Annotated in this window: 20 protein-coding genes; 15 read left to right on the top strand and 5 right to left on the bottom strand. The window is 72.8% G+C overall.

The window, feature by feature from the left end; all coding sequences use genetic code 11:
- Nucleotides 1–72 precede the first annotated feature (72 nt).
- Nucleotides 73–972: a MerR family transcriptional regulator gene (locus ACLJQF_RS28025; protein WP_410613026.1), complete on the bottom strand. Its 900-nt coding sequence runs from the start codon at nt 970–972 to the stop codon at nt 73–75.
- Nucleotides 973–1,170: 198 nt separating this feature from the next.
- Here ACLJQF_RS28025 and ACLJQF_RS28020 point away from each other — a divergent pair, with 198 nt between their 5' ends.
- The 9 genes from ACLJQF_RS28020 to ACLJQF_RS27980 all read left to right on the top strand — a co-directional run bounded on the left by ACLJQF_RS28020 (nt 1,171) and on the right by ACLJQF_RS27980 (nt 11,190).
- Nucleotides 1,171–2,256: a polyprenyl synthetase family protein gene (locus tag ACLJQF_RS28020; protein WP_410613024.1), complete on the top strand. Its 1,086-nt coding sequence runs from the start codon at nt 1,171–1,173 to the stop codon at nt 2,254–2,256.
- Between the two features lie 139 nt (nt 2,257–2,395).
- Nucleotides 2,396–3,871 carry a phytoene desaturase family protein gene (gene crtI, locus ACLJQF_RS28015; RefSeq protein WP_410613022.1) on the top strand — a complete coding sequence of 492 codons (1,476 nt, stop codon included), beginning with the start codon at nt 2,396–2,398 and terminating at the stop codon, nt 3,869–3,871.
- Nucleotides 3,868–4,830 carry a phytoene/squalene synthase family protein gene (locus ACLJQF_RS28010; RefSeq protein WP_410613020.1) on the top strand — a complete coding sequence of 321 codons (963 nt, stop codon included), beginning with the start codon at nt 3,868–3,870 and terminating at the stop codon, nt 4,828–4,830. The genes crtI and ACLJQF_RS28010 overlap by 4 nt, the downstream gene beginning before the upstream one ends.
- Before the next feature lies 1 nt (nt 4,831).
- Nucleotides 4,832–5,173 carry a lycopene cyclase domain-containing protein gene (locus tag ACLJQF_RS28005; RefSeq protein ID WP_410613018.1) on the top strand — a complete coding sequence of 114 codons (342 nt, stop codon included), beginning with the start codon at nt 4,832–4,834 and terminating at the stop codon, nt 5,171–5,173.
- Nucleotides 5,170–5,490 carry a lycopene cyclase domain-containing protein gene (locus ACLJQF_RS28000; RefSeq protein WP_410613016.1) on the top strand — a complete coding sequence of 107 codons (321 nt, stop codon included), beginning with the start codon at nt 5,170–5,172 and terminating at the stop codon, nt 5,488–5,490. The genes ACLJQF_RS28005 and ACLJQF_RS28000 overlap by 4 nt, the downstream gene beginning before the upstream one ends.
- Entirely contained in the window at nt 5,487–6,218 is a 732-nt protein-coding gene (locus ACLJQF_RS27995) for a class I SAM-dependent methyltransferase (protein ID WP_410613014.1), read from the top strand. The genes ACLJQF_RS28000 and ACLJQF_RS27995 overlap by 4 nt, the downstream gene beginning before the upstream one ends.
- Nucleotides 6,215–7,750, top strand: coding sequence for an FAD-dependent oxidoreductase (locus ACLJQF_RS27990; protein ID WP_410613012.1), 1,536 nt, complete (start codon nt 6,215–6,217; stop codon nt 7,748–7,750). The genes ACLJQF_RS27995 and ACLJQF_RS27990 overlap by 4 nt, the downstream gene beginning before the upstream one ends.
- 5 nt (nt 7,751–7,755) lie before the next feature.
- Complete coding sequence (locus ACLJQF_RS27985; protein ID WP_410613010.1) at nt 7,756–8,994, top strand: NAD(P)/FAD-dependent oxidoreductase; 1,239 nt, start codon at nt 7,756–7,758, stop codon at nt 8,992–8,994.
- Nucleotides 8,995–9,315: 321 nt separating this feature from the next.
- A complete protein-coding gene (locus ACLJQF_RS27980; RefSeq protein ID WP_410613008.1) occupies nt 9,316–11,190 on the top strand; it encodes a Calx-beta domain-containing protein in 1,875 nt (624 codons plus the stop codon).
- A gap of 150 nt (nt 11,191–11,340) precedes the next feature.
- Here the strand turns inward: ACLJQF_RS27980 and ACLJQF_RS27975 are convergent, their stop codons facing one another.
- Nucleotides 11,341–12,165, bottom strand: coding sequence for a PaaX family transcriptional regulator C-terminal domain-containing protein (locus ACLJQF_RS27975; RefSeq protein ID WP_410613006.1), 825 nt, complete (start codon nt 12,163–12,165; stop codon nt 11,341–11,343).
- A gap of 148 nt (nt 12,166–12,313) precedes the next feature.
- Here ACLJQF_RS27975 and ACLJQF_RS27970 point away from each other — a divergent pair, with 148 nt between their 5' ends.
- From ACLJQF_RS27970 to ACLJQF_RS27960, 3 genes are all read left to right on the top strand, one after another.
- On the top strand, nt 12,314–13,627 hold the full coding sequence (locus tag ACLJQF_RS27970) for an MFS transporter (RefSeq protein ID WP_410613004.1): 1,314 nt from the start codon (nt 12,314–12,316) through the stop codon (nt 13,625–13,627).
- Nucleotides 13,624–14,967 carry an alpha/beta hydrolase gene (locus ACLJQF_RS27965; RefSeq protein ID WP_410613002.1) on the top strand — a complete coding sequence of 448 codons (1,344 nt, stop codon included), beginning with the start codon at nt 13,624–13,626 and terminating at the stop codon, nt 14,965–14,967. The genes ACLJQF_RS27970 and ACLJQF_RS27965 overlap by 4 nt, the downstream gene beginning before the upstream one ends.
- A gap of 107 nt (nt 14,968–15,074) precedes the next feature.
- Nucleotides 15,075–15,677 carry an NAD(P)-dependent oxidoreductase gene (locus ACLJQF_RS27960; protein ID WP_410613000.1) on the top strand — a complete coding sequence of 201 codons (603 nt, stop codon included), beginning with the start codon at nt 15,075–15,077 and terminating at the stop codon, nt 15,675–15,677.
- A gap of 120 nt (nt 15,678–15,797) precedes the next feature.
- Here the strand turns inward: ACLJQF_RS27960 and ACLJQF_RS27955 are convergent, their stop codons facing one another.
- Nucleotides 15,798–16,700: a LysR family transcriptional regulator gene (locus ACLJQF_RS27955; protein ID WP_410612998.1), complete on the bottom strand. Its 903-nt coding sequence runs from the start codon at nt 16,698–16,700 to the stop codon at nt 15,798–15,800.
- A 42-nt stretch (nt 16,701–16,742) separates the two neighbouring features.
- Between ACLJQF_RS27955 and ACLJQF_RS27950 the strand changes: the two genes are divergently transcribed.
- On the top strand, nt 16,743–17,522 hold the full coding sequence (locus ACLJQF_RS27950) for an inositol monophosphatase family protein (protein ID WP_410612996.1): 780 nt from the start codon (nt 16,743–16,745) through the stop codon (nt 17,520–17,522).
- 10 nt (nt 17,523–17,532) lie between these two features.
- On the opposite strand, the gene ACLJQF_RS27945 is transcribed toward ACLJQF_RS27950, so the two are convergent.
- Nucleotides 17,533–18,699, bottom strand: a complete 1,167-nt coding sequence (locus tag ACLJQF_RS27945; RefSeq protein ID WP_410612994.1) for a serine hydrolase domain-containing protein — start codon at nt 18,697–18,699, stop codon at nt 17,533–17,535.
- Nucleotides 18,700–18,785: 86 nt separating this feature from the next.
- On the opposite strand from ACLJQF_RS27945, the gene ACLJQF_RS27940 reads away from it, so the two are divergent.
- Both ACLJQF_RS27940 and ACLJQF_RS27935 read left to right on the top strand, forming a co-directional pair.
- Nucleotides 18,786–19,442: a response regulator transcription factor gene (locus ACLJQF_RS27940; protein ID WP_410612992.1), complete on the top strand. Its 657-nt coding sequence runs from the start codon at nt 18,786–18,788 to the stop codon at nt 19,440–19,442.
- The gene (locus ACLJQF_RS27935) at nt 19,439–20,545 is read left to right on the top strand and encodes a sensor histidine kinase (protein ID WP_410612990.1); all 1,107 of its coding nucleotides are present in this window, start codon (nt 19,439–19,441) and stop codon (nt 20,543–20,545) included. Before ACLJQF_RS27940 ends, ACLJQF_RS27935 begins: the two co-directional genes overlap by 4 nt.
- A 51-nt stretch (nt 20,546–20,596) precedes the next feature.
- Here ACLJQF_RS27935 and ACLJQF_RS27930 read toward each other — a convergent pair whose 3' ends face one another.
- On the bottom strand, nt 20,597–21,517 hold the full coding sequence (locus tag ACLJQF_RS27930; RefSeq protein ID WP_410612988.1) for an alpha/beta hydrolase family esterase: 921 nt from the start codon (nt 21,515–21,517) through the stop codon (nt 20,597–20,599).
- Nucleotides 21,518–21,647 lie beyond the last annotated feature (130 nt).

The following is a 21,647-nucleotide window of genomic DNA, read 5'->3' as shown; positions in this document are numbered from 1 at the left end:
GGCACGCGAGTCATCCTCGGACATGTGGAGCGATTGTGCAACGCTTTCGCCGGGGCGCGCCCGGGCGCGGGTTCACTCCTTCAGGCGTTCGGTGGCCAGGTCGAGGGCGGCGGCCAGGTCGTTGACCCGGGGGACGTCCCGCTCGATGAGGTTCGCCCAGCCGGGGCCCGCCGTGGCGACCTCGAAGCCGCGCCGCCGCAGCCGCTGGACCAGCAGGTCGTCGGCGGTGCCGGCGGACATCGACCACAGGAACACCACGACCGGGCCGAGCTTCGCGGCGATGGCGCTCGTCGTCTCGGCGGGCACCAGCTGCCCCAGGTAGACCGCCGGGATGCCGACCTCCACCATGGCGGCCCGCAGCACCTCCATCGGGAGGCTGTGCCGTTCCTCCGGGCAGCAGGCCAGCAGCACGACCCGGCCGGGCGGGGTGTTCGCGAAGCCGGTGCTGTAACGCTGCAGCGCAAGGGAGATCTCGCCGGTCAGCGCCCATTCCGAGTCGAAGCAAACGTCGCCGCGCAGCCAGCGGTTGCCGAGGTGGCGCAGCACCGGAACGAGCACCTCGCTCCACGCCGCGACGGGGCCGAGCGCGTCCAGCGTTTCGTCGAGCAGCGCCGCCAGCGACGCGAATTCGAGACCCTCCGCGGCCCGCTCGAGTTCCTCGATGTGCCGGTCGGCCGAAACCTCGGGGACCGCTTCGCCGGCGCCGGAGAACGCCGCCGCGGCGGCTTCCCTGGCCCGCATCCCGCGGTCGATGAGCCGCTGCATGTACTGCAGGCGGCGGACGTCGGCGTCGGAGTAGCGCCGGTGCCGCCCGTCGTCGCGCAACGTCGGGCCGACCCCGTAGCGCGCGGCCCAGGTGCGCAGCGTCACCGGCGAGACGCCGAGCAGTTCGGCGACCTTGCCGGGCGTCCACGACGCGCCGGCCCGGGGCCCGTCCCGGCCGCTCACCGCGTCGACGTCCGTCACCACCACGTCCTCCTTCGCAAGCCCTGTGATTCACGTCATAGTTTACGGAACTCGGTGCGGGCTAATCGATCCGGCCGCCCGGTTCCGCATCGATCCACGACCGGTCCGTCCCTGCTCACCCCGGCCAAGTGGACTTGGCTACCCCTCGTATGAAACGGTTGCGAATCGAATCAGGTCGACAGTGTCGATAGTGGAGGGCGCCGGATGACCGCGACGATGACGACCGGGGTGGCCCCCGCCGGCCGGCTGGATGAATTGGGCCGCCGCTGCCTCGCCGAGGCGCACGGATTCGTGCGCGAGCGAGCGAGCGAGCATTTTTCCGGACGGAGCGAAGGTGCACTTGCGGAAACCGCGGTGCCGGAGTTCGTCGCGGGCGGGAAATGCCTCCGCCCGCTCTTCGCGTACGTGGGGTGGCGGTGCGGGCAACCGGAATCCGACGCCGCGATCCGCGCCGCCGCGTCGCTGGAACTGCTGCACTGCTTCGCCCTCGTCCAGGACGACGTGATGGACGGCTCGGCCCTGCGCCGGGGCCGCACCGCGCTGCACGTCCGGTTTGCGCGGTGGCACGAAGAGCAGGGCTGGGCGGGCTCGGCGCCGCGGTTCGGGGAGTCCGCCGCGATCCTGTTCGGCGACCTGTTCCTGGTGTGGTCCGAGCAGCTGCTGCGCGAAAGCGGGCTGCCGGCGGAGCAGCTGGCGCGGGGCTGGGCGCACTACGACGCGATGCGGGCCGAACTGGCGGTCGGCCAGCTCGCCGACCTGGTGAACGACGCGCGGGCGCTGCCCAGCTGGGACACCCTGCTCGACGTGCTGCGCCGCAAGTCCGGCAACTACACGGTCCGCCGACCGCTGGAGTTCGGCGCGGCGCTGGCCGGCTGCGGGCCGGACGTGCTGGCCGGGCTGGGCGAGTTCGGCGGCCTGGTGGGCGAGGCGTTCCAGCTCCGCGACGACCTGCTGGGCGTGTTCGGCGACCCGTCGGTCACCGGCAAGCCGGCCGGGCAGGACCTGCGCGAGCGCAAGGCATCCAGCGTGGTCGTGCTGGCCGCGGCCATGGCCGACCGGCGCCGGCAGACCGAGTTCGCCGAGCTGCTGGAGCTGGCCACGGTGGACGACGAGGCGGTCACGCGCTGGCGCGAGCTCATCGAGGCGACGGGCGCCCGCGAGCGCATGGCGGAGCTGATCCGCGAGCGGGCGGACAAGGCGCTGGCGGCGATCGACCCGGCCGTGGTCCCGCGCCACGCCGGCGAGCTGCTCGCGGCACTGGCGGCCCGCTGCACGGAGCGGGACCGATGACGCGCCGGCGAATCCGCGACAAGGGTCTTCCGCCGCCGGTCGTGAGTGGTAAGTCGGGTTCTAACCCGACTTACCACTCACGACCACTGCGGCAGGGCGCGAAAGCCGAATTCGCCAACAGCGTTGTGGAGCGCGACCGATGAAAACCGTGCCGGGACCGGTGCACCGCGTCGTCGTCGTGGGCGCCGGCCTGTCCGGGCTGGCCGCTGCCCTGCACCTGGCCGGCCGGGGCCGAGAGGTCACCGTTCTCGAACGCGACCCGGGCCCCGGCGGCCGCGCGGGCCGGGTCGAACGGGACGGCTACCTGCTCGACACCGGCCCCACCGTCCTCACCATGCCCTCGATCCTCGCCGACACCTTCGGCGCGGTCGGTGCCGAGCTGACCACCGAACTGCCGCTCACCCGGCTCGACCCCGCGTACGTCGCCCGGTTCGCCGACGGCAGCACCCTGCCCGTGCACACCGACGCGGCCGCGATGGCCGACGCCGTCCGCGAGTTCGCCGGCCCGGCCGAGGCCGCGGGCTACACCCGCCTGCGCGACTGGCTGACCCGGCTCTACCGAGCCGAATTCGGCCGGTTCATCGACGCGAACATCGACTCCCCGCTCGGCATGCTCCGGCCCGAACTGGCCCGGCTCGTGGCCATGGGTGGGTTCCGGCGGCTCGACGGCCAGGTCGGCCGCTTCCTGAGCGACGAACGCCTGAAGCGGGTCTTCACCTTCCAGGCGCTGTACGCGGGCGAATCCCCGATGCGGGCGCTGGCCCTGTACGCGGTGATCTCCTACATGGACACCGTCGGCGGGGTCTACTTCCCGCCCGGCGGCATCGCGGCCCTGCCGCAGGCGCTCGCCCGGGTCGCCGCCGACGCCGGGGTCAAGTTCGGTTACGGCGACGCCGTCAGCGAACTCGAGCGCGCCGGGTCCCGGGTCACCGCGGTCCTCACCGCCGCCGGGGCCCGCTACCCGTGCGATGCCGTCGTGCTCACCACCGAACTGCCCGAGAGCTACCGGCTGCTCGGCCGGCACCCACGCCGGCCGGTTCCGCTGCGGGCCGCGCCGTCCGCGCTGGTCGTGCACGCCGGCGGCCCCGCCACGCACCCCGACGTCGGCCACCACACCATCTCGTTCGGGCAGGGGTGGCGGTCGACCTTCGACGAACTCATCACCCAGGGCAGGCGGATGAGCGACCCGTCGCTGCTGATCACCCGGCCGACCGCGTCCGATCCCGGGCTCGCGCCGCCCGGCCGTCAGCTCTACTCCGTGCTCGCCCCGGTGCCCAACCTCGACCGCGGCCCCGCGGACTGGGCCGCCGAAACCGAGGCCTACGCGGAAGAGGTCCTCGACGTGGCCCGCGCCCGGCTCCTCCCCGGCTTCGCACCGGACTTCACCCACGTGATCGGCCCGGCCGAGTGGGCGGCTCGCGGCCTGGTCGCCGGGACGCCGTTCAGCTACGCGCACTCCTTCGGCCAGACCGGCCCGTTCCGGCCGCGGAACCTCCCCCGCGGGACGGACAACGTCGTCCTGGCGGGCGGCGCCACCGTGCCCGGCGTGGGCGTGCCGACCGTGCTCATCTCCGGCAGACTGGCTGCCGACCGGCTCACCGGAGGGACCCGATGACCCGACGAGAACTCGACGCCGCCGGTATCCGCGAACCCGGGCTGCGCGCGGCCTACACGTGGTGCCGCGAGCTCAACGCCCGGCACGGCCGCACGTACTTCCTCGCGACGCGGTTGCTGACCCCGGCGCAGCGGCCGGCGATCCACGCGCTCTACGGCTTCGCCCGCTGGCTCGACGACATCGTCGACGAACCCGACGACGACGCCACGCCCGAAACGCTCGACGCCCGTCTGCTGGAGGTCGAGAAGTGTTTCCTCGCCGACCTCGACGCCGGCGCGAGCGACGATCCGCTGCTGACCGCGGTGATCGACACCGCCGCCCGGTACACGCTCGCCAAGGCGTACTTCGAAGCCTTCTTCACGTCGATGCGGATGGATCTCACCGTCGACGGCTACGCCTCCCGCGAGGAGCTCGACACCTACGTGCACGGCTCGGCCGAGGTGATCGGCCTGCAGGTGCTGCCGGTGCTGGGCACCGTCGCCCCGCGCGAGGAGGCCGAGCCGAGGGCCGCCGCGCTCGGGAAAGCCTTCCAGCTCACCAACTTCCTGCGGGACGTCGCCGAGGACCTGGAGCGCGGCCGCGTCTACCTGCCGGCCGACGAACTGGCCGTGCACGGCGTCGACCGCGACCGGCTGGCGTGGTGTGCGCGGGCCGGCCGGGCCGATCAGCCGGTCCGGGCCGCGATCCGCAACCAGATCGCCGTCACCCGCGACATCTACGCCGAAGCCCGGCCGGGCATCGCGATGCTGCACCCGATTTCGCGCCCGTGCGTGGCCACCGCGGCGCGGTTGTACGGGGGCATCCTCGACCGCATCGAGGACGCCGGCCACGACGTCTTCGCCGGACGCGCGGCGGTGTCCCGCGGGCAGCGGCTGGCGGTGGCGTGCGGGGCGGTCGCGCGGACGCAGTGGGCCCGGCGGCGGCACCCCGCGCCGGCGCTGCCGGTGGCGGTGGGCTGACGTGGGCCAGGCCGAATACCTCGTCGTGCTGGCCGCGTGCGTGCTCGTCACCCTGCCGCTGGAAATCGCGGGCGCGCGGGTCTACCGGCAGCCCCGGCGGCTGGCGCGCGCGGTGCTGCCGGTCGCGCTGGTGTTCCTCGTCTGGGACGCGCTGGCGATCGCGGCCGGCGTCTGGGACTACGCGCCCGAGCACGTCACCGGCATCCGCGCCCCCTTCGCCTTGCCTCTGGAAGAAATCCTGTTCTTCGTGGTGATCCCGATCTGCGGGGTGCTGACCTACGAGATCGTCCAGCTCACCCTCGTGGTGGTCCGGCGGCTCGCCCGGAAGGAGGCGCGCCGGTGATCCCGTGGGGCTACACCGTGCCCGCGGTCGGCGCCGTGGCCGCGGTCGTGCTGGCCGAGCTCGTTCTGCTGCGCACGGGACTGTTCCGCCGGCCCGCGTACTGGATCACGATCGCCATCGTGACCGCGTTCCAGATCCCGGTGGACGGCTGGCTGACCAAGCTGTCCGACCCGATCGTGAAGTACGCCCCGCAGCACATCACCGGCTGGCGCTTCCCGTGGGACATCCCGGTCGAAGACTTCCTCTTCGGCTACGCGCTGGTGACCGCGGTCCTGCTCGTGTGGGAACGACGCGGCGCCCGGGAGGAGCAAGCATGAACGCGATGGCGAAGGACGGTCTCCCGCGCGGTGCGGTGCCGTCGGCTTTCGACACCGAAGCGCGGTGGTACGACAAACTGGTCGGCGCCAACCCTGGCTACCACGAACACCTGCGGCTCTCGGCCCGGCGGCTGGAGCTGCCGGCGAACGGGACGGGCCTGCGACTCCTGGACGCCGGCTGCGGCACCGGCGCGTCGACGGCTGCGCTCGTGTCCGTCGCCCCCGGCGCCCGGGTCACCGCGTTCGACGCCTCCGGGGAGATGCTCGCGCAAGCCCGGGCGAAGGAGTGGCCGGACGGCGTCACCTTCGTCCACACGCCGGTCGAGGACCTCGACGGCGTCTCGGGTCCCTTCGACGCGATCCTGGCGGCCTACCTGCTGCGCAACCTCACCGAGCCGGCAGTGCAGCTGCGGCGGCTGCGCGGGCTCCTGCGTCCCGGCGGCCGGATCGCGGTGCACGAGTACTCCGTCCGGGATTCGCGGCGGGCCCGCTGGGTGTGGAACGCGGTCTGCGCGGGCGTGATCATCCCGCTCGGGAAGGTCACCACCGGCGACGCGACCCTCTACCGCCACCTGCGCCGCAGCGTCCTGGAATTCGACGGGATCGCCGCGCTCGCCGGCCGGCTCACCGAGGCCGGCTTCACCGACGTCCGCACCGCGTCGATGCCCGGCTGGCAGAACGGCATCGTCCACACCGTCCTCGGCACCAACCCGCAGGAGCACCCGTGACCCTCGGCACCGACCGCCGGATAGAGACGATCCCGGCCCCGCCCGGCCTGGCCGACGCCGGGCTGCTCGGCCGGCGCCCGGCCGCCGCGGTCGTCGGCGGCGGCATCGCGGGCCTCACCGCGGCCACCGGGCTGGCCGAACGAGGTGTCACGGTGACGCTGTTCGAGCGCGACACCCACCTCGGCGGGCGGGTCGGCGGCTGGGCGGACCGGCTCCCGGACGGCACCGCGGTGACGATGAGCCGCGGCTTCCACGCCTTCTTCCGCCAGTACTACAACCTGCGGTCGCTGCTCATGCGCACCGATCCCGGGCTCGACCGGCTGACCCCGCTGGCCGACTACCCGCTGCTGGACGCCCAGGGCCGCACGGACACCTTCGCGGGTCTCCCCCGGACGCCGCCGTGGAACGCGCTGGCGTTCGCGTGGCGCAGCCCGACGTTCACCCCGCGGGACCTGGTGCGCATCAACGGCCGCGGCGCCCTGCCGCTGGCCACGGTCAGCGTCCCGGAGACCTACCACCGGCTCGACGGCACCGACGCCGCGAGCTTCCTCGACGCGATCAACTTCCCCGATGCCGCCAAGCACCTGGCGTTCGAGGTGTTCTCGCGCAGTTTCTTCGCCGATCCGCGCGAGCTGTCCGCGGCGGAGCTGGCGACCATGTTCCACCTGTACTTCCTGGGCTCCAGCGAAGGCCTGGTGTTCGACGTGCCCACCGAGCCGTTCCCGCAGGCGCTGTGGGATCCGCTGGCCGGTTACCTGGCCGACCGCCGGGTGACCATCCGGACCGGTACCCCGGTGGCGTCGCTCGACCGCACGTCCGAGGGGTTCGCGGTCACGACGGCCGACGACACCGCGCAGTTCGACGCCGTCGTGCTCGCCTGCGACGTGCGGGGGCTGCGCGAGATCGTCGCCGCTTCACCGAACGTCGGCACGCCGGAGTGGCGGACGGCCGTGGCCGGGCTGCGCACGGCACCGCCGTTCCTCGTCCGGCGGCTCTGGCTCGACCGGCCCGTCGACACCGCCCGGCCGTCGTTCCTGGGCACCGGGAGCGTGCCGCCGCTGGACAACATCAGCCTGCTCGACCGCTACGAGGGCGACGCACGGCGATGGGCGGCCCGCACCGGCGGCTCGGTCGTCGAACTGCACGCGTACGCGGCCACGACCGACGACCGCGAGACGCTGGTGAAGGCCGTGGACGACCGGCTGCACGCGATCTACCCCGAGACCCTCGGCGCGCGGGTCACCGCGTCGATTTCCCTGTGGCGCGAGGATTGCCCGCTATTCGGGCTCGGCGACTTCGCGAACCGGCCGACGGTCGCGACGCCGGACCCGGCGCTGGCGCTGGCGGGCGACGGCGTGCGGATCGACCTCCCGGTCGCGCTGATGGAACGCGCGGCCACCACCGGCTGGGCCGCGGCCACCACGCTGCTGGCCGGCTGGGGACTCGCCGGGCACCCGCTGCGCTCGGTCCCCAACCGCGGCCGGATCGGCCTGCTGAACCGGCTCGCCGCGACGAAGTACTTCGGCGGGTGAGCGGGATGCCGGACCACGAAGTCGTCATCGTCGGCGCCGGGCTCGCCGGGCTGGCCGCCGCGCTCACCCTGCACCGGGCCGGCGTGCCGTGCGCGGTGCTGGAAGCCTCGGACGACGTCGGCGGGCGCGTGCGCACCGACGTCGTCGACGGCTTCCGGCTGGACCGCGGGTTCCAGATCCTCAACCCGGCCTACCCGGCGATCCGGCGGCTGGTCGACGTCGGCGCGCTGGACCTCGGCCGGTTCTGGCGCGCGGTCCGGGTGGCCGACGACGAGGGCGTCTCGTTGCTCGGGCACCCGATCGACACGCCGAAGGCACTGCGCGACATCGCGGCCCGCCGCTACCTGTCGGCGAAGGACCTGGCCGCGCTCGGCGTGCTCTCCGCCCGCGTCGCCGCGGGACCGGCCCAGGCGGTCATCGACCGCGACGACCGCACGACGGCCGACGAACTGCGCCGCGCCGGGGTGTCCGCGCGGGCGGTGGAGACGGTGCTGCGGCCGTTCCTCTCCGGGGTGTTCCTGGAACCCGAGCTGACCACCTCGGCCCGGTTCTTCCAGCTGGTGTGGCGCAGTTTCCTGCGATCGGCGCCGTCGCTGCCGGCGCTGGGGATGGGCGAGCTGCCCCGGCAGCTCGCCCGGGCGCTGCCGACGTCGGCCGTCCACCTGGGCACGCCGGTCGAGGAGGTCCGGCCGGGCCGGGTCCGCACCGCGGGCGGTTCGGTGTGGACGGCCCGCGCGGTCGTCGTCGCCACCGACGGGTCCGCGGCCGCCCGGCTCACCGGCGTCGCGGAGCCGCGCTGGAACAGCGGGACGACGTGGTACTTCGCGCCACCGCGGTCACCGTTGCGCGAGCCGGTCATCGTGCTCGACGCGCGCGGCGGGCCGGTGGTCAACACCAGCGTGGTCAGCGAGGTGTGCCCGGCCTACGCCCCGCCGGGGGCGGCGCTGGTGAGCGCGTCGGCCCTGACCGCGCTGCCGGAGTCGGAGGTGCGCCGGGCGCTGGGCCGGATGTACCGCACGGACGCGACGCGCTGGCCGCTGGTGGCGCGGTACGAGATCACTCACGCGCTTCCGGCGATGCCGCCACCGCACGAGCTCCGCCGGGAGGTGCGGCTGGGTGAGGGGCTTTACGTGTGCGGCGACCACCGGGACACGAGCTCGCTCCAGGGGGCGCTGGCGTCCGGCACCCGGGCGGCGCGGGCGGTGCTCGCCGACCTCGGCGCGCCGGCCCGGCCGGGCCGCTGAACCCCGTCCCGCATTACGACATCCGGGCGGAAATTCGCTCCCCGCAGTGCGGAAATCGCCGCGATACCGCCGATCGGCCGGTACCGATGGTGTCGATCCGACCCCGGTTCATCGCTGGATAGAGTGAAACTCACCCGGCGACTTTCGATATTCCGGCCCAGTGAAACCCCGGTTTGCGTAGCTCCGATCCGGTGCCATGCCCCGTTGAGCGCCTTGACACAGGCCACTCCGGTGACGCCTTCCCGGCTTGCTAACGAATTTCCGCTTTTTCCGTCTTCCCGAGGCAACCCGCAGTAATCCGGCCTTCGGAAAGGGAAGTTCATGTCGCGGAGATCATTGTTCGTCGCGCTGACCACGGTCAGCGCCTTGCTCACCCCGGCCGCGGTGGCGGCCGCGGCGCCGCCCGGCGTCGATCCGGCCACCGTCGATCTCACGCTCTCCGCCGGGCAGAGCGTAGGCGTCACCAAGCACGTCACCACCTCCGCCGTCCCGCCGAACCCCGACCTCGTGCTGCTCGCCGACACCACCGGCAGCATGGGCGGCGCGATCGCCAACGTCCGCACCAACGCCGGCGCCATCACGAGTGACGTGCTCGCCGCCCAGCCGACCGCCCAGTTCGGCGTGGCCGAGTACAAGGACTTCTCCGACTCGGTGCCCTTCAAGGTCAACCAGGGCATCACCGGTGACACCGCCGCGGTGCAGGCCGGCATCAACCAGTGGTCCGCGGCCGGCGGCGGCGACCTCCCCGAAGCCGACCTCAACGCCCTGTACGAACTGGCCAGTGGCGCGGTCACCTTCCGCCCGGACGGCACCCGCATCATCGCCTGGTTCGGCGACGCGCCGTCGCACGACCCCAGTGGCGGGCACACCCTGGCCCAGACCATCGACGCGCTCAAGGCGGCGAAGGTCCGCGTGGTCGCGGTCAACGTCGGCGCGCTGGACGCCGACGGCCAGGCGAGCGCCATCGCCACGGCCACCGGCGGCGTGCTGCTGAACAACGTGCCCTCGGACCAGGTCTCGCAGGCCATCCTCGACGGCATCAAGTCCATCGAGGTCACGGTGACGCCGAAGGTCACCAGCTGCGACCCGCAGCTGACCGTCACCAACGCCCCGGCGAGCGTCAAGGTGGCCAGCGGGGACGTCGCGACGTTCACCGAGACCGTCGCCGCCAAGGCCGACGCCGCGCCCGGCACCTACCACTGCACGGTCGACTACCAGGTCGACGGCATGTCCCGCGGGTACGTCGAGACGACGACCGTGCGCGTGCTCGGGCTGAGCATCAACGACGTCACGGTGAACGAGGGCTCCGGCGGCGCGCCGGTGCCGGCCACCTTCACCGTGTCACTGCTCGGCGGGGCCGGCTCGAACCCGGTGTCGGTCCACTACGCCGCTTCGAACGGCACCGCGACCGCACCGGCCGACTACCAGGCGGCGAGCGGTGACGTGACCTTCGCGCCCGGCGAGACGACCAAGCCGGTGACCGTCCTGGTCAACCCGGACACCGTGGACGAGCCGAACGAGACGTTCACGGTCACGCTGTCGGCCCCGTCCGGCGCCGGGCTGGTCGACCCGACCGGCGTCGGCACGATCGTCGACGACGACCGGGACGGCGTCTTCTCCTGCACCGGCACGGCCGCGAACGTCATCGGCATCACCGCCGCCGTGGCGAACCCGGCGAACCTGCCCTGCGCCGACGACAGCAAGACCGTCCTCGACGCGACGCTCAACGCCGGCCTGATCAAGGTGCAGACGCACGCGCTGACGTCCTCGACCGACCTGGCCCCCGACAACCAGTCGGCGGCTCCGGCGGCCGGTGACCACGCGCAGGCGTCGGCCAAGATCGACAAGACGGTGATCAGCACGCTCGGGCTGACCATCGAGCTGGGCGTGATCCAGTCCCAGGCGGCGGCGACCTGCCAGCCGGCTCCGGGCGGGCTCGCCCCGGTGCTGACCGGCAGCTCGAACATCGCCTCGCTGAAGATCAACGGCGTCTCGGTCACGGTGGGCTCGGCGCCGCTGACCATCGCGCTGGTCATCGGCTCGCTGAAGCTGAACGGCCAGACCATCGCGAACGGCGTCGTGAAGCAGCAGGCCGTCGCGCTGGAGACCCCGCTGGCGAAGATCGTGCTCGCGGAGTCCCAGGCCGACGTGCACGGCACCGCCGCGCACCCGGCAGGCAACCCCTGCAAGCGCTGATCCGGTGAACCACCCGGGGCGTGCGGCCACCGCCCGCCCCGGGCCTCCGCCGAATGCGCCCCAAGGCGGCCTTGGTTGCGTCTGACGCACCGAAGGCCGCCTTGGTTGCGTCTGACGCACCGAAGGCCACATTGGGGCGCTCGAGCCGGGCTACTCCGAAGTCGGCATCAGCTCGAGGGTCTCGCCCGCCAGCCGGTCCGCGCCCTCGCGGAAGTCTTCGTCGAGCTTGCGGAACAACGTCTCGGCCTGGATCGCGGGCCAGTCGCCGGGCAGGTGCTCGGCCGGGAGGTGGGGATCCCGGCGGACGACGTGCAGCCAGTCCGAGTGCAACATCAGCCGGCGCGTCAGGTCGTCCGGGAACGCCGGTGTCCCGCCGTCCCACTTCTCCATGAAGTCGTGGTAGCGCGAGGCGATCGTCGCCGTGTCGAAGGCCTTGCGGACGAGCTCGGCCGCCTCCGTGGGCTTCGCCGGGTGCGCCGTGAAGACCGTGACGTGCCCGTCGAGGCCGAGCTGCTCGACGATGGCCGTGACGTCCCGGACGCCGGGGGAGACCCACAACCCGTTCTGCAGCAGGCCGAAACCCGCCCAGGTCAGCTGGCGGCGCAGGTCGTGCCGGTCGCCGCGGCGGGTGTCGGGCAGCGAGAAACCGACCAGGGTCCAGCCGCCGTCCTCCGTCCGGTTGACCGCTCCGGTCTCCCAGATCCGCCGCCTGCCGTCCTCGAGGACCGCGGCGAGACGCTCGCTGAGTCCGAAGTAGACCTTCCGCCCGTGCCGGTGGCGGGTCAGCAACCCGGTGCCCGCCATGCGGGTCAGCGTCGAGCGGACCGCCTCCTCCGAGACGCCCACCCGCCCGAACACGTCGATCACGCTGCCCGAATAGATGGCGCTCGCCCGGCCGAGCAGGTGGATGCCCAGGAACGTGAGCATGACGGACTTCGGTCGGGGCCCGGAGCCGGTCTCGGCGGAGTGCGTCACGAGCGTCAGCGTAACCGTTACTTGATGTTATGCAGAATGTTGACGGCCGTCATGCCTCTGACTAACGTTGGGGCCCGCTCCCCCGTCGTCCGCACCGGACGAACCTGCCCCCCGCAGTGCCCCGCCCCCGACGACGAGGGTGAACCTCATGAGCACTCAGCTCCGCAGAGCGGTCGCGTCCAGCTTCCTCGGCAGTCTCATCGAGTACTACGACTTCCTCCTCTACGCCACGGCGAGCGCGGTGGTCTTCGGCAAGGTCTTCTTCGCCGGCCTGGATCCGGCACTGGCCACGGTCGCCAGCTTCGGCACGTTCACCACCGGCTACCTCGCCCGCCCGCTCGGCGGCCTGATCTTCGGCCACTTCGGCGACCGCCTGGGCCGCAAGCGGATGCTCGTGCTCACCATGACCCTGATGGGTGTCGCGAGCTTCCTCATCGGCCTGCTCCCCGGATCCGCCCAGATCGGCCCCCTCGCCCCGATCGGCCTGGTGCTGCTCCGCGTCGTCCAGGGCATCGCGGTCGGCGGCGAGTGGGGCGGCGCCGTGCTGATGTCCGCCGAACACGCGAAGACGCGCCGCGGGCTGTGGGCCGGCTTCACCAACGCGGGCGCGCCGAGCGGCATGGTCGTCTCGACGCTCGTCATGTCCGCCACCGCCGGGCTCACCTCCGAAGCGGACTTCCTCGCCTGGGGCTGGCGGATCCCGTTCCTGCTCAGCATCGTGCTGCTCGCGATCGGCCTGTTCGTCCGCTCCCGCGTCGACGAGACGCCCGCGTTCCTGGCCGCCCGCAAGGAAGAACGGCGGCGGTTGCCACTCGTCGCCGTGCTGCGGGACCACCCGCGCGTGCTGGCGCTGAGCGTGGGTGTCGGGCTCGCCGCGTTCGTCGTCCAGGCCACGCTGACCACCTTCGTGCTCGCTTACGGCGTCCAGCACGGACATCCGCGGCAGGAGGTGCTCAACGCGCTCACCCTGTCGTCGGCGTGTGCGGTGGCCGGCATCCTGCTGTGGTCGGCGCTGTCCGACCGGATCGGCCGCCGCCCGGTCGTGCTGGCCGGGGCGGCCGCCATGGCGGTGTTCGGATTCCTGCTCTTCCCGATGGTCCGCAGCGGCAGCGGGCTGCTGCTGGTCCTGGCGCTGGTGATCGGCCAGGGCGTGATCCACCCGATGATGTACGGGCCGCTGGCCGCCCTGTACTCCGAGCTCTTCGACACCGAAAGCCGGTACACCGGCGCGTCGCTGGGCTACCAGCTCGCCGGGCTCGGCGCCGGGTTCGCCCCGCTGATCTTCGCCGAGCTCCAGCGCGCCAACGGCGGCGGTTCGACCACCCCCGTGTCGTGGACCATCGCCGCGTTCTGCGTCCTCTCCGCCGTCTGCATGCTGACGCTGCGGGAAACCCACCGCAATGAGCTCACCCCCGAGCCGAGTGTCCCCGCGGCCGCCCAGCGGGAAGGAAACCGAGGATGAGCGGCTGGCTCCGCCGGGTCGGCGCGCTCGTCGCGACGACGCTGACCGCGTTCGGTCTCACCACGGGAAGCACGGCGCAGGCCGCCACCCCCGCGCACTACACCGGGCAGCTGCCCGACGGTGCGAGCTGGGTGGCGGACGTGCCCGCGTCCTGGAACGGGACCGTCATCCTCTACAGCCACGGCTTCGGCCCCCTGGCACCGCGCAACGCGCCCGACGAACCGACCGGGCAGGCCCTGCTCGCGGCCGGCTACGCGCTGATCGGCTCGTCCTACAGCGGGCCGTCGCTGTGGGCGCTCGCCTCGGCCCCGCGGGACCAGTTCGCCTCGCTCGACGAGCTCGTCCGGAAGATCGGCGAGCCCCGCCGCACCATCGCGTGGGGCACGTCGATGGGCGGGCTGGTCAGCGCACTCGAAGCCGAGTCCGGCACGCGCCGGCTCGACGGCGCGCTGACCACGTGCGGCCTGGTCGGGGGCGCGCTGAACCTGAACAACTACCAGCTCGACGCCGAATACGCGCTGTCCCGCCTGCTCGCGCCGGCCCAGCCGGTGAGGCTGGTCCGGTACGCGAGCGCCGACGAAGCGGGGGCGGCGGGCGCGGCGCTGACGAAGATCGTCACCGACGCGCAGGGCACCGCGGCCGGCCGGGCGCGGATCGCCCTCGGTGCCGCGCTGATGAACACCCCGCCGTGGCTGACCGGCGACGTCCCGCCCGGGCCCGCCGACTACGCGGGCCAGGAGCAGCAACAACAGCAGGCCCTGGCGTTCGTGCTCGGGTTCGTGATGCCCGGCCGCTACCAGATCGAGCTGGCGGCGGGCGGGAACAGCGCGTTCAACCGGGGCGTCGACTACCGCGACCTGCTCTCGGGCAGCCCGCTGGCCCGGCAGGTGCGGGCGCTGTACCGCACCGCGGGTCTCGACCTGGACGCCGACCTGGCCGACCTGACCCGCCACGCGGACGTCACGCCCGATGCCCGGGCGGTCGGCACGCTCGCCCGCACGTCCACGGCGACCGGACGGCTTCGCGTCCCGGAGCTCACCATCCACACCACCGCGGATCACCTGGTCCCGGTCGAGCAGGAGAACTCCTACGCCCAACGGGTCCACGCGGCGGGGCGGGAATCCTTGCTGCGCCAGGCTTATGTCGGCGCGGCCGGGCACTGTGCGTTCCAGCCGTCGGAGACCCTGGCGGCGTTGCACGCCCTGGAATCCCGCATCGACACCGGGCACTGGCCCGACCTGCGGCCGGAGCGCCTCAACGCGGCCGCGGCCGAACTCGGGGCGCCGGGCCGCTATCTCCGCTACACGCCGGCGCGGCTCACCGGCTCGGACCGCCGCTGAGGCAGGGGGCGGCCGCATCCGCGGCGGCCGCCCCTTGCGTCACGGTAAATCATTACTTGCACAACTTGCATTTGTAGTTAATCCGCTCTGTCCCTAACGTGGTCGGCATGAACCTCACCGTCCTCGCGGCGTCCGGCCGGACCGGACTCGCCCTCACCCGGGAAGCCTTGCGGCGCGGGCACACCGTCACCGCGATCGCCCGGGATCCCGGCCGTATCGACGTTCCCGCGTCGGCTCGTCTGCACAAGGTGGCCGGCGACGTCGAGGATCCGGCGAGCATCGCCGGTGCCGCCGGCACGATCGTCCTTTCCGGACTCGGGACGGACCGGGCGGGCGTCCTGCTGGCGGGTGCCAAGGCGGTGGTCGCCGCCGCGCCGCGGAGGATCGTCTGGCTCGGGGCGTACGGCACGGGCAAGTCGGCCGAGGTGGCCGGCGAAGCCGCCGGTGCGCTGACGAACCTGCTGGGCGACCGGCTCGGCGACAAGGTCGAGGCCGACGGCCTGATCCTCGCCGCCGGCGGCACGGTGTTCCACGCCGGCCTGCTCACCGACGGCCCGGAAAGCCCCGGGCGGCGCACGGTCGGGCTGGCCGCCGGGCCACCCCTCGACTTCAAGGCGGTGATCACCCGGGCGACGGTGGCCGGCGCGATGCTCGACGAGGCCGAGACACCGCGTTTCGAGGGCACGATCGCGCTCCCCCTGCCGGACTAGCGCGCCCGCTCCGCCCCGCCTCAAGCGCCCCAATGTGGCCTTCGGTGCGTCTGACGCACCCAAGGCGGCCTTCGGTGCGTCAGACGCAACCAAGGCCGCCTTGGGGCGCGCGGGACCGGGCTAGCGGTGGGCGGTGATTTCGCCGAGGGACGCCCGGACCTGGTCGCGCAGCCAGGCGTGGGCCGGGTCGGAGTCGTAGCGCTGGTGCCACGTGCCGCAGATCTCCGCCGCCGGCGCCGCGGCCGGGAGCGGGCGGGTGATCAGCCCGAACGCGTCGATCAGCGGGCGGCCGAGCAGCGCGGTGCAGCTGACCAGCGCGTCACTGCGCGCCGCCAGCTGCAACGCCGTCGCGAGGGTGGCCACCGACGCGATCACCCGGCGGCGCAGGCCGTCCGCGGCCAGCACGTCGTCGATCGGCGCCGTGAGCCGGCCGCGGCGGGAGACCAGGACGTGCGGGTGCGCGGCGAACGCCCGCAGGTCGAGGCCACCGGCCGCCGGGTGGCCCGGGCGCATCGCCACCACCAGGTGATCGTGGCCGAGCACCGCGGACCGGAACTCGGGCAGCTGCGGCCGGGCGCCGCCGAGTTCCACGTCGACGCGGCCGTGGCGCAGGTCGTCCGTGTCGGCGGAGTGCTCGGCCAGCACCCGCAGCTGCACGCCGGGTGCCTGGTCCTGGAGCCGGCCGGCCAGTACCGGGACCACCGACGTCGCGAGCGCGTCGTGGCACTGGATCGTGAACGTGCGGTCCAGTGCGCCGAGGTCCAGCTCGCGGGCCGGCTGCAGGACCTCCCGGGCCCGCCGGACCAGCCGGTGCACGTCCTCCTGGACGGCCAGCGCGTACGGCGTGGGCACCATCGTGTGGCCGGTGCGGACCAGGATGTCGTCGCCGGTCACCGCGCGGAGCCGGCCGAGGGTGCGGCTGACCGCGGGTGACGACAGGTGCAGCCGGTCGGCCGCGCCCATCACGCTGCCTTCTTCGAGCAGCGCGTCGAGCACCGTGAGCAAGTTCAAGTCGAGTTGCACGCACGCAAGACAATCACATTCACCACAGGCACCGGAGGACAGATGACCCAGGACCTGCTCACCGCCACCACCGCCGCCGTCCGCGCCGCCGGGGACCGGATGCTGGCGCGCTACTCGCCCGCAACCCGGCAGCCCGGCCTGACCGAGTTGCTGAAAAGCCTGCACGACAACGACTCCGCCGTCGCCGACGTGCTGCGGCCGGCGTTGGCCGCCATCCGGCCGGAGGCGCGCTGGCTCGACGACGAACACGGATCCGGGCCGCTGCCCGCGGGCGAGTGGTGGCTCATCGACCCCATGGGCGGCAACGTCAACGCCGTGCACGGCATGCCCGAATGGAACGTCGGCGTGAGCCTCGTCCGCGACGGCCGCCCGGTGCTGGCCGTGCTCTACTTCCCGGTGCTCGGCGAGATGTTCACCGCCACCGAAGGCGGCGGAGCCCACCTCAACGGCGAGCGGCTGCGGGTCTCCGCCAAGACGTCGCTGGACGGCGCTTTGGCGGGCACCGGCCAGGCCCAGCCCGGCCAGGACGCCGGCCTGTTCGCGCGGATGGGCACCTCGTTCGCCGCGATGTCCGAGGCCGCGCTGTACGTGCGGATCTCCGTGCCGGTCAGCCACCAGCTCGCCCAGGTCGCCGCGGGCCGGATGGACCTGCACTGGCAGTTCGACAACGTCCGGTCCCACGCCGCGGGTGTGCTGCTGGTCCAGGAAGCCGGCGGGGTCGTCACCGGTCTCGACGGCGGCCCGTGGGACCTGGCGGGCACGAGCTACCTCGCCGCCGCGCCCGGGGTGCACGCCGCCGCCCTGAAGGTCCTCACCGCCTGACGGCGCCGGTTCACGCGGTGATGATGTCGCGCGCCTTCTTCACGACCGGAGGGGGCCCGCCGTCGTAGTCGTAGTTGCTCAGGATCACCGTCACCCACTCGGTGTCGGGGTACAGCTGAAGGTCGGTCGACGTGCCCGGGGCGCCACCGCCGTGGCCGGTCACCCACTGGTTGCCGACCAGCAGCGTCACCGGGCCGTAGCACTGGAAGGCGACGTGCGGGCCCCCGGGCGTCCCGCCGGGCGGCGGCCCGGGCTGCGGCGGAGGCGGCACCTTGCCGCTCAGCGTGATGCCCGTGAAGGCACGGTCGAGCAGCTTCGCACCCTGCAGCGCGGAGGCGAAGCGCGCCATGTCGGCGCACGTCGCGAAGGCGTCGCCGGCGGGAGTGCCGACGTACAGCCGTTGGTCGATGGTGTCGGCGCGTCCGCCGGACGGCTGCTTCGCATAGGGGTGGGCGATGCGGGGATCCGTGTGCCACTGCGGCCTGGTGTAGAAGTCCGTGGTGGTCATGCCGGCCGGACGGAACACGTGCTCACGCACGTAGTCGTAGTAGGACTTCCCGGACACCTGGGCCACGATCGCGCCGAGCAAGTGGTAGGCGGCGTTGCTGTACCGGGACCCGGCTCCCGGCGCGAACTCCGGCGAAGTCCGCCGGATGTAATCGGTCGTGCCGTTCATCACCTGGTCGACGTCGGTCCAGGTGAGCGCTTCCGCCAGGTACCCGGGCATCGTGAAGGTGTCGCCGAGGCCGGAGGTGTGGGTGAGGAGGTGGTGGACTTTCACGGTATCGGCGATCTCGGCGGGGAAACCGCTCAGGAAAGTGCCCAGCGTGCTGGTGTACGCGAGCTTGCCGGCCTGCGCGAGCTGGGCGATGGCCACCGCCGTGAAGAGCTTCGTCACCGAGGCCATGGCGAACAAGGTGTCCGGGCCGTTGGGAGCGGCGTCGTTCGCCCGCCCGTAGGACCTGGCCAGCACGGGCCGTCCCCGGTGGACCAGCAGCAGACTGCCGGAGAACGCGTCCATCGCCGCCTGTTCCTTGACGAAACGGTCGAACGCGCGCACGTCGACGGAGGTGGGGGTGACGGCGGGGCCGGAAGCTGCTCCGGCGACGGCACCGGTGGCGAGCAACGCACCGGAAGCGCCGAGCATGCCCAGTGCGGATCGTCGTGTCGTGGTCATGGCCGAAGGTCTACCGAGCACGGCCGATCGAGGACCGATCGCCGGCCCATACGTGATCCATATGTCGCGCACGGGACACTGCCCGGGTGCGGGTGCTGCTGGTCGAGGACGAGCAACCGTTGGCCAAGTACGTCGCGGCCGGACTGCGCAAGCAGGGGTTCGCCGTCGACGTCGCGTTCGACGGGCGCACCGCGCTGGACAAGTGCGTGGCCACGCCCTACGACGTCGTCGTCCTGGACCGGGATCTGCCCGTCGTGCACGGGGACACGGTGTGCCGCGAGCTCGCCGGGCACGGCGCGGCGCGGATCCTGATGCTCACCGCGTCCGGCACGGTCGAGGACCGGGTCGAGGGGCTCACGCTGGGCGCCGACGACTACCTCGGCAAGCCGTTCGCGTTCTCCGAGCTCGTCGCCAGGGTACGGGCCCTGTCCCGCCGCAGCGCGCCCGCGATGCCGCCGGTCCTGCGCGCCGGCGACGTGGTGCTCGATCCCGCGCGGCGCACCGCGGAGCGCGCGGGCCGGCTCCTGCACCTGACACCCAAGGAGTTCGGCGTGCTGGAGCACCTGCTCGCCGCCGGCGGCGCGGTGGTGAGCGCGGAAACGTTGCTGGACAAGGTGTGGGACGAGCACGCCGACCCGTTCACCAACGCGGTCCGGATCACCGTCGGCACGTTGCGGCGCAAGCTCGGCGACCCGCCGCCCATCGAGACCGTGCCGAGCGCCGGCTACCGGATCGTCGCGTGACCGCCCGCGGCCGGCTCACCATTCTCTACGCCGCACTGGTCCTCGCCGCCGGCGCCCTCTTGACCACGCTCACCTACCTGCTGATGCGCCGCAGCGGCGGCCACCGGGTATCGATCATCACCCTCGGCCCGTCGCCGGGGCCGGCCGGGATACCGCCGTTGCCGCCCTCGATCCAGGCGGTCACCCTCACCGACTTGGTCGTCCAGGCCGCGATCGCGCTCGCGGTGGTGACGGTGCTCGCCGCGGTCGTGGGGTGGCTGGTGGCCGGGCGGGTGCTGCGCCCCATCCGCACGATCTCGGCCACCGCACGACGCCTCTCGGCGGAGAACCTGTCCGAGCGGGTGCCGGTCACCACGCCCCACGACGAGCTCGCCACCCTGGCCGGCACCGTGAACGGGATGCTGGACCGCATCTCCGACGGCGTCGCCGAACGCGACCGGGTGCTCGCGAGCCAGCGCATGTTCACCGCCAACGCCGCCCACGAGCTGCGCACCCCGCTCACCACCATGCGTACCGCCATCGACGTCACCCTCGACAGCGAACCCGGTATCGAGGAACTGCTGGCCATGACCGGCGACGTCCTGACCGCCGTCGAGCAGAGCCGGCGTACCCTCGACGGGCTCCTGGCGCTGGCCCGCAGCCAGGCGGGTGCCGGGGTCCGGCATCGCGTCGACCTCGCCGAGGTCGTGGCGAGCAGCCTCGACGGGGTGGACCTCACCGTGCGAGCCGACCTGCGGCCCGCGCCGGTCCGCGGTGAACCGGTCCTGCTGGAACGCCTGTGCGGCAACCTGGTCGACAACGCGGTCCGCCACAACCGTTCCGGAGGCCACGTCGAGGTCACCACCGGCGGCCGGGACGGGTGGGCGTTCCTGCGCATCGGGAACAGCGGTGCGCCGATCGCGCCGGAGGCCCTCGACCGGCTCCGGGAGCCGTTCGTCCGCGGCAACGGCACCCGGATCCACACCGACCGCGGCATCGGCCTCGGACTGTCCATCGTGGACGCGATCGTCGCCGCGCACCGGGGTGGGATCACCCTTGCCGCCCGCTCGGCCGGCGGGCTGGACGTCGTCGTCCGCCTCCCGGCCGCCGAACCCCTCGAATGAGCCGTTTCGCCGGCGAGGGTCGAACCCTCGCCGGCGAATCGATCACCGCGGTCAGGACAACCCGAAAAAGGCGATCGCGGCGGCGGCCATCCCGGTCGAGGGCAGGCTGTGCCCGGCGCCCTGGATGCTGTACGCCTCGACCTTGTCTGCGTAACGGCGGCGGTTCCAGCCGGACTGCGGGGTGTCGGTGGACGTCGGCGTCTGGCTCAGGGACAGCACGTTGGTCCACTGCTCGATTTCCTCCTGCAGCAGCGCATACGGCACGAGCGTGTCGGCGGTGCCGTGCCACAGCTGGACGCGCGGGCGGGGACCGGTGTAGCCGGGGTAGGCCTGGCGGACCGCGTCACCCCACTGCTGGGGCGTGCGGTTCGCGCCGCCGCTGCCGGTGCACTTGCTCGTCCACGGCGGGAAGTCCGCGGCGTTCGCGAAGCAGGCGAAGGGAACGCCCATGAACGCCGCGCCCGCCTTGAACACGTCCGGGTAGAGGGCGAGCATCTCGTTGGTCATCATCCCGCCCGAAGACGAGCCGGTGGCGAAGACGCGGTTCGGGTCGCCGCCGTAGCGCTGCTCGGCGTAGGTCACCATCGACACGATCGAAACCGGGTCGCTGCCGCCGCCCCGGCGCTTCGCCGCGTCCGACCAGGTGTCGAAGCACTTCCCGAACCCGGCCTGCTGCTGGGCGCTGGGGTAGATCACGAGGAACCCGTAGCGGTTGGCCAGCGAGGCGAATTCGCTCCCGGAATAGAACCCGGGCCCCGAACCGCCGCACCCGTGCATCGCGACGACGATCGCGGGATTGGCCGGCCGCGTGTCCGGCACGTAGACGTGCATGCGCATCCCGCCCGGGTTGTTCCCGAAGCCGGTCACTTCCACCAGCGAAGCGGCCGACGCCGGGGCCGGGACCACGGCGGTGGTGACGGCCAGCAGCAGGGCACTGGCCATGGTCACGAACGCCGTTCTGAATCCACTCATCGGTGACCTCCGGTCGGCGATCCCCCTCGCGACTGAGGTTAGGCAGATCGACGACGACCGTCAACAATTCATCGACTATTCCGCGATACCGAAACTTTCGAACTCGGTGATACCCTCGAAATGCCGGACA

Source organism: Amycolatopsis sp. lyj-109 (assembly GCF_046548995.1).
GTDB lineage: Bacteria > Actinomycetota > Actinomycetes > Mycobacteriales > Pseudonocardiaceae > Amycolatopsis.
The sequence above is the reverse complement of the archived record's forward strand: the minus strand, read 5'-3'. Positions and strand labels throughout refer to the sequence as shown.